A 6,776-nucleotide genomic window follows, 5' to 3' on the forward strand; every position below is an offset into this window, starting at 1 on the left:
GCCAAAACCCCAACACGATGCAGATCGCGCTCGTTCATCAGCACCAAACCCATGCCAACCCCCAATCGAACCGGACCAAAGCCGTGGGGGAAGAAGGACATTTTTATCCGGCTCAATGCGGACAATTCTATCGGGCGTTAACATACTAACACCGCAGAATGTTTGTTATGTTAAAATGTAAACAATGTAACCTGCTAGTTTGCGGTGTCACACCTTGCCGAATAGTCGGACCGTTGGCGTGTCGAGCTTGGCGCGGCCGTTGGAAAATACCGGTATGCCCATCTCGCAGCCACCCATCGTGACGCGTTGATGCCCAAGCGGCGGCCGTCTTGCTTCGCCTAACTGTGGGATAAGAAGTGCAAACAGCCAACGAGTTTCGGCCGCGGGTCACGAACAGCCAAGAGAAAACCGTGAGTCAAAAAAAATCGATTGTGCAGTCAGCAACGGATCAAAACGCAATAAGTTAGCTTAACGAAATTCTGTCATGCGCCAATGATTGCTCACAAGCTGACAGCCAGTGCGCAGGCTGGTGAAGTGCCTTTCAAGCGGGTTCGCTTTCGCCACGTATCGCAGCCATTACGCCCCTCTGTACGGCGACGAACTCGTCCGAACCAATCATCCGCTGATGGCGTGGCCTAGGCAGGTCAACGTCGAAACTCTGCTTGATATAACCTGGTGACATGCCCATCACGACGATGCGGTCGGAGATATAGACAGCCTCTTCGACGTCATGGGTGACGAAGAGCACGGTAAGCCGGTGTTCCTCCCAGATACGCGTCAGCAATTCCTGCATCTGATGTCGGGTCAGCGCGTCCAGAGCGCCGAAAGGTTCATCCATCAGCAGCATCTTCGGCCGGTAAGACAGCGCCCGCGCAATCGCCACCCGCTGCTTCATACCCCCCGAGAGCTGGCTCGGATAGGAATCGGCGAAGGACGTTAGGTTGACGAGTTTCAGATGCTCGTCTGCCAGGTCGCGGCAGTCGCGCTTTTTATGCCCAGCCGCCTTCAGCGCGAATTCGACATTCTGCCGCGCCGTAAGCCAGGGCAGCAGCGTATAGGATTGAAAGACCACGCCGCGGTCCAGCCCCGGCCCTTCCACCGGCATGCCGTCCACCAACACCTTGCCATCGTCATAGTCCTGCAGCCCGGCGACGATGGAAAGGATTGTGCTCTTGCCGCAACCGGACGTCCCAACGAGCGAGACGAATTCATTGTCACCCAGGGTGAGGTTGATATCTCTCAGGGCGACAGTTGCAGAACGCCCGCTGCCAAAGGTTTTGCCGAGACCTGTAATTTCGAGTTTCGGAACACCGCTCATCGCGAAACGCTAAGATAGCGAAACAGCAACTTTTCCATCGCCTTCATCACCTGATCGGTGATCAGCCCGAAAATGCCAAGAAGCAGAATGTAGCCGATAATGGTCTGAGTTTGGAAAAACCGCTGCGAGACGGTGATCCGGTAACCGAGGCCGGAGGTCGCCGCCACAAGTTCGGCGAGAACCAGCCAGGTCCAAGCCCAGCCGATGCTGATGCGCAGCGTATCCCAGATCCCCGGCAATGCCGAAGGCAGCACGATGCGCCATAGGATGCGACGCTCAGGCAGCCCGAGGGTGCGGCCAAGGCCGATGTAGTCGGCCGGCACGCGCTTTACGTTATCCATCACCATCAGCACTTCCTGAAAGAAGGTGCCTATCCAGATGATAAGGAATTTCTGCCAGTCTCCGGTGCCGGACCATAGAATGGTCAGCGGCACGAAAGCGACCACCGGCATATAGCGCACGAAATCGACCAGAGGTTCCAGCGCGGCTTCCCAGACACGAAAACTGCCGATCAGGATACCAACCGGAATGGCCATCGCGGAGGCAAGCGTAAAGCCGATGGCGATGCGGTAAAAGCTGATGATGGAATCCTGCCAGAGCGTGCCGTCCAACGCGAGCGCCAGCATGCGCTGCCAGACAACGCCCGGCGCGGGCAGGAACAGTGGCTGCACCAACCCGGTCGCGGTCGTTCCCCACCAGATCAGGCCTAGAACGAGGAAGACGGAAATACCAATAATGACGCGGAGCTTACGATCCAGCTCCGCGCCGATTTGGAAAAGGTTCCAACGGCGCGCACGCCGTCTGTTCAGATCAGGCATGGGCGAGGCTTTTCGTAATCGTTAGGGCGCCTTAACAAACTGCGCATCGATCAGCGTATCGGCCGATACGCCGTCCGTTGGCAGGCCCGCATCCTTAGCCGCCGCCTTCACGTCAGCAAAGGTCTTATGCGCGAAATCCCCAGTGAGGGCATCATTGTTCTCGGCCAGCGAGTAATACCGCACGCCATCGAAGGCGGTCGCGAGATCGGCCGGTGTATCGCCAACGGCCTTGGCGATGATGGCTCGGTCGGCCGTTGTATTCGCCTTGTAATCCGCAAGCGCGGCGCCCCAGGACGCGACCAGCGCCTTCACCGCATTAGGACGGGATTTGATAACATCATCCCGCACTACAAGAACGTCGCTGATCAATCCCGGATCGGTACCCGCCGTGTAGAGGACTTTCACGTCAGGTCCATGGGCAAGAGCGGCACTGATATACGGTTCGTAGGTCACAGCGACCGGCACGCGACCAGCTATCAATGCGGTGCCGGCATCAGCCGCCGGCATCGGCACCACAGTCACGTCCGATATCGTCATGCCACTGGCATGAAGGGCGTAGTTGAGCAGGATATCGCTCGTCGTGCCTTGCTCGAAAGCGACCTTCTTGCCCTTGAGAGCGGCGATGGAGGCGATGTTCTTATCTGCGAGAATAGCATCCGCTTTGAGGCTGAAATCCAGCAGCATGACGACCTTGATGGGCAGGCCTGAGGCCGCCATCACCATTGCCGTATGGGTCGCAACATTGGCGACGTCGAGCTGGCCGCTCGCCAGCGCCGCGTTGAGGTCCTTGTCTTCCGTGAAGTTGACGATCCTAACGTCGTTCAGCCCGTGGGCGGCGAAGATGCCCTTCGTGGCGGCGACATCCCATTGCCCATAGCCAAGCCAAGGTTCGGTGCCCATCCGCAAGGGCTTGCCGTCGGCAGCTTGCGCCTGCGCGAGGCCGAGCGTCAAGCCGAGAAGCGCCGTCAGACCGGCCGCCTTTGCCATCCGAGTCCTTACCATGCGACCTCTCCCATCATGATGATCGGCCATCCTCCGCCGAGGTTGGTCCGTCTCAATCTAGACTGGATGCAAGCCTTAATCGCACCCTCTGTCAATGATATGAATAGACATTATCCTGTCTTCTCAAGCAGCGCGGATGAAGCGAAATGGCAAAAAGACGCGTCAATCACCAAGCAATGCCTGCGGCCGGTTTTGTGGAACCTTGGAGCCTGCTGGGCGGTGCAGCAGCGGCGCTTCATCTCTCGTCAGACGATGCCGCACCCCACCTGCGCATCGTGCATCTGGACGTGACGGAAACCCCGCTGCCGGCCATGGGTTGGGAGCTGTCGCCTGCCGCACCAATCAGCGTCGGTGAACTGCGCCAGGGCTCTTGGATCGAGATCCCGCTTCCTGAGGAGAAGCTGCGCGCCGCGCGGCATCTGGGGTGTAACGTCGAATGCCTGCTGACCCGCAATCCGACACCGCGCGTGCTGCTGCAGCTTGGCACGCTCTGCGTGCGGCTCCTTCCCGATGGCATTGTCCTGCAAGACGGCCGATCGGAGGCACGGAGCGACCAAACGCCTTGGTCCGGCCGGTGGATGCGGATCACCCTTATAGTCGGACTGGACGGCACCCGCGTGGAGATCAATCAGGGTGAGCGCTATATCGCCCTCGCTTTGCCCCCAGACAGCGATTGGCGAGCCTCTCGTCTATGCCTGGGTGGAGACGAAACTGAAGTGACGACCAATGCCCGCTTCGCCCGCCCGACGCTCGCCCTCGATGGCCAGTTGCAGGCGGAATGGCATTTCCCGTCCGGGCCACCGGTCGCAACGCTGGCGCCGCTGGACGGCGACTGGCCCGCGCTCATCATCCACAACCAGCCAAGCTTTGCCATGGCGTCATCTCGTTGGGATGGCACCATCCATGATCCGCGGCTGGAACCCGCACAGTACGACGCTTTGCATTGCCATGACGATGATATGGCGCCGCTCGATTGGCCGGTAACACACCATCTTCGCGCGCCTGAACAAGCAATGCCCGGCATCTATGCCGTGGAAGTTGCCACTGCGTACGGCACGGAGCGCATCCCCTTCTTCGTGCGCACGGCCAAACCGCAAGCGGCGCTCGTCTTCCTTGTTCCTACCCTCACCTATCTCGCCTATGCGGACGAAAACCTGCCGCAGGCGCTATTTCCCTGGCTTTGCGAGGATCGCGGCAATCGCTTCGTGCAGGATAACGGCCTGCTCAGCCTCTATGATCGCCATAGCGACGGCAGCGGCGTCAGCCTGACTTTCAGTCGAAGGGTCAAGGCAACGCTGCGCGACGATCATCTCTACCCACTTTCAGGCAGCCCGCATCTTTTGCCCGTGGACCTGCAATTGCTGCGCTTCTGCCGAACAATGGGGCTCGCCTTCGATCTGGTGACCGACCACGATCTGCATGCCCAGGGCGCGGCCGCGCTCTCCCCTTATCGCGGCGTCTTTACCGGCAGCCATCCGGAATACTGGACGACGCCGATGCAGAACGGTCTGCGCACCTTCATCAATGGCGGCGGCTCTCTCGCCTATCTCGGCGGTAACGGTCTCATGTGGGTCTCGGCCATACAAGACGGTCTGATGGAGATCCGGCGCGGCCAGGGCCTGGGAGCGCGAACCTGGGATGGCCAGCCTGGCGAAAGCACGCTTTCGCTGACGGGGGAGATCGGCGGCCTTTGGCGCGAGCGTGGACGATCGGAATTTTCTGTCACCGGTACCGGCATGACGATGATGGGCTTTGGTCCCGCGCGGCCTTACCGGCGCCGCGTGGCGGCGGAGACGCAGAGCTATGACTGGGTTTTCGACGGAGTGAACGAGCCTTGCTTCGGCGAGACCGGCAGCGTTCTCGGCGGCGCTGCCGGCTATGAGGTGGACCGCACAGATGCCGCACTGGGTACCCATCCCGATACCGTGGTTCTGGCCTTGGCCAGTGATTTCGACGCCAGCTACGCGACCGATCCGAACGAGTTCTTTCCCACACCTGCGGACCGCGACAGGGCGCGCGTTGCTGAAATGGCGATCAGACGCACTCCGCACGGCGGCTTAGTCTTCGCTGCCGGTTCCGTCGCCTGGTGCGGCGCCTTACGCAGTGCCGACGGCGTGACAGCCGTCGGACAAATCACAGCTAACGTGCTAAAAAGAATTGCTTCATCTGAAAGCTGATAAATCAGACATATTCTGCTTGCGCGCAGGGTGCTGAGATCTGGGCCCATCCACATAAAACGTCTGCCCCGTGCCACAGGATCGCGACGATTCTTTGTTTTTAGAATGTTCTGTCTGGTCGAGGGTGCCGTTTAGAGAAGGCCGCTGAGTAAACTGTCAGCAAGCAAAGATATTTTCATATTCAGTAAATTCTGAAATCTGTGCCTTTTGCTTGCACGATTCATGCAGAGGAACCGAGGCCCTGACCCGGTCGTCGTGACGCTTGGCACGGACGAGTTCATTCGTCGCTTCCTGATCCACCACCTGCCGAGCGAGTTCCACCGCATCCGTCGCTACGGCTCCCTCGCCGGGGGCATCCACCAGTTCAGCCTGACGCACACCCGTGACCTTCGCGTCGCCGCACTCCTATCTGAGGATCGTCCGGTAGGAAAAGCATCCGATGTTCAAAAGCTCAATTCCCCTTAGGCCGATGCAAGCTCATCGCGGTTTCATTCCTCGGAAACCTTCATACGCCTTTGGCACCCAAAACTGCTCACGCGAGCGATTATTACGTTTTAGCGGCGCTATCTCAAATATGCACAGTTTTTTAGCCGGTCTGAATCTATAGATCTTAATTGAAATTTACCGAATATATTCCACCAACCCCGCGTCAGCGCGTAGATAAAGCGGATGCTTCGGAGAGCCGTCGCCGTTTTGACCGAGGCAATAGAGCGTGTATCCGGCGTCCCTGAGCGACATCTCAACACGCTCGGCATGATGGGCCAACGACGAGTGGAGACGTCCCCAGCACGCGATGACAATGTCAGCCTTTGAGGCGAGCTTCAGGATTGTCGGAAGATTGGCTCTACTTACGGGAGGATAATCGAGCTGGTGCAATATTTTCGAGTCCGTTATCCGAACATCAAGAATGTTCGCCTTGGCATACCCGCATAGGCCCATTCGCTCGGCTCGCTTCCACTCGCGGAGACAGGTAGGATCATCGATCAGATGCGATGCGGTTGATGGGTTCATACCGATGAAGAGCGCGTAGCGGCCTGTCTGGCCCCACGTCCGCCAAAGCGCTTGCCGGTAGCGGCCGCACTTACTGAATTTGGCGCGGCCAAGAACATGGGCAGGCAGAGGAATACTTATTTTCCCGCCGGGTGAGTGAATTATATTCGGGGGCGAAGGCAAGGATGGGCTCACGGTTTTGCCATTATCCTGAGTGGGCAGGCATGGAAAGGAGGCAAAGTGAAATGGTGATCGCGTTGCCTGTTATCTGTCCGCTATCTCGCGGCTAGCGCTGGAGTCGCCATACGCCGCGCCACTAAAATGCGTGAGGCATTTGAGGGCTGGTCTAGCGCTCCTGACACGCAATTCCAGGCCATCAAAGATTACCCCAAGTCTAGGCTTGCCTAAATTCTGCTTAGTGCGTTCAAAATGGTTTTTGCTCCAGCCCCGCGAACAGAATTTGGGTGCCAT

At 58.6% G+C, this 6,776-nt stretch carries 6 protein-coding genes; 2 read left to right on the forward strand and 4 right to left on the reverse strand.

Features of this window, described 5'->3' with window-relative positions; all coding sequences use genetic code 11:
- Positions 1 to 541: 541 nt before the first annotated feature.
- Genes ASILVAE211_RS25410 through ASILVAE211_RS25420 form a run of 3 tightly spaced genes read right to left on the reverse strand, consistent with a single transcriptional unit; the run spans position 542 to position 3,123 of the window.
- Positions 542 to 1,318: an ABC transporter ATP-binding protein gene (locus ASILVAE211_RS25410; RefSeq protein WP_227324162.1), complete on the reverse strand. Its 777-nt coding sequence runs from the start codon at positions 1,316 to 1,318 to the stop codon at positions 542 to 544.
- The gene (locus ASILVAE211_RS25415) at positions 1,315 to 2,136 is read right to left on the reverse strand and encodes an ABC transporter permease (protein ID WP_227324163.1); all 822 of its coding nucleotides are present in this window, start codon (positions 2,134 to 2,136) and stop codon (positions 1,315 to 1,317) included. Before ASILVAE211_RS25415 ends, ASILVAE211_RS25410 begins: the two co-directional genes overlap by 4 nt.
- A 21-nt stretch (positions 2,137 to 2,157) precedes the next feature.
- On the reverse strand, positions 2,158 to 3,123 hold the full coding sequence (locus ASILVAE211_RS25420; RefSeq protein ID WP_227324164.1) for an ABC transporter substrate-binding protein: 966 nt from the start codon (positions 3,121 to 3,123) through the stop codon (positions 2,158 to 2,160).
- A gap of 161 nt (positions 3,124 to 3,284) precedes the next feature.
- On the opposite strand from ASILVAE211_RS25420, the gene ASILVAE211_RS25425 reads away from it, so the two are divergent.
- On the forward strand, positions 3,285 to 5,315 hold the full coding sequence (locus ASILVAE211_RS25425; RefSeq protein WP_227324165.1) for a N,N-dimethylformamidase beta subunit family domain-containing protein: 2,031 nt from the start codon (positions 3,285 to 3,287) through the stop codon (positions 5,313 to 5,315).
- A gap of 222 nt (positions 5,316 to 5,537) precedes the next feature.
- Positions 5,538 to 5,780 carry a transposase gene (locus ASILVAE211_RS25430; RefSeq protein ID WP_227324166.1) on the forward strand — a complete coding sequence of 81 codons (243 nt, stop codon included), beginning with the start codon at positions 5,538 to 5,540 and terminating at the stop codon, positions 5,778 to 5,780.
- Positions 5,781 to 5,936: 156 nt separating this feature from the next.
- Here the strand turns inward: ASILVAE211_RS25430 and ASILVAE211_RS26635 are convergent, their stop codons facing one another.
- Positions 5,937 to 6,500, reverse strand: a complete 564-nt coding sequence (locus tag ASILVAE211_RS26635) for a DUF1643 domain-containing protein (protein ID WP_227324167.1) — start codon at positions 6,498 to 6,500, stop codon at positions 5,937 to 5,939.
- Positions 6,501 to 6,776: the final 276 nt, after the last annotated feature.

Origin of the sequence: Acidisoma silvae, from assembly GCF_020618775.1 — a bacterium.
Classification (GTDB): Bacteria; Pseudomonadota; Alphaproteobacteria; order Acetobacterales; family Acetobacteraceae; genus Acidisoma; species Acidisoma silvae.

Bases quoted from the DNA above. Each gene is read 5' to 3' on its own strand.
- ASILVAE211_RS25410 (WP_227324162.1), bottom strand. From the start codon at position 1,318: ATGAGCGGTGTTCCGAAACTCGAAATTACAGGTCTCGGCAAAACCTTT.
- ASILVAE211_RS25415 (WP_227324163.1), bottom strand. From the start codon at position 2,136: ATGCCTGATCTGAACAGACGGCGTGCGCGCCGTTGGAACCTTTTCCAA.
- ASILVAE211_RS25420 (WP_227324164.1), bottom strand. From the start codon at position 3,123: ATGGCAAAGGCGGCCGGTCTGACGGCGCTTCTCGGCTTGACGCTCGGC.
- ASILVAE211_RS25425 (WP_227324165.1), top strand. From the start codon at position 3,285: ATGGCAAAAAGACGCGTCAATCACCAAGCAATGCCTGCGGCCGGTTTT.
- ASILVAE211_RS25430 (WP_227324166.1), top strand. From the start codon at position 5,538: ATGCAGAGGAACCGAGGCCCTGACCCGGTCGTCGTGACGCTTGGCACG.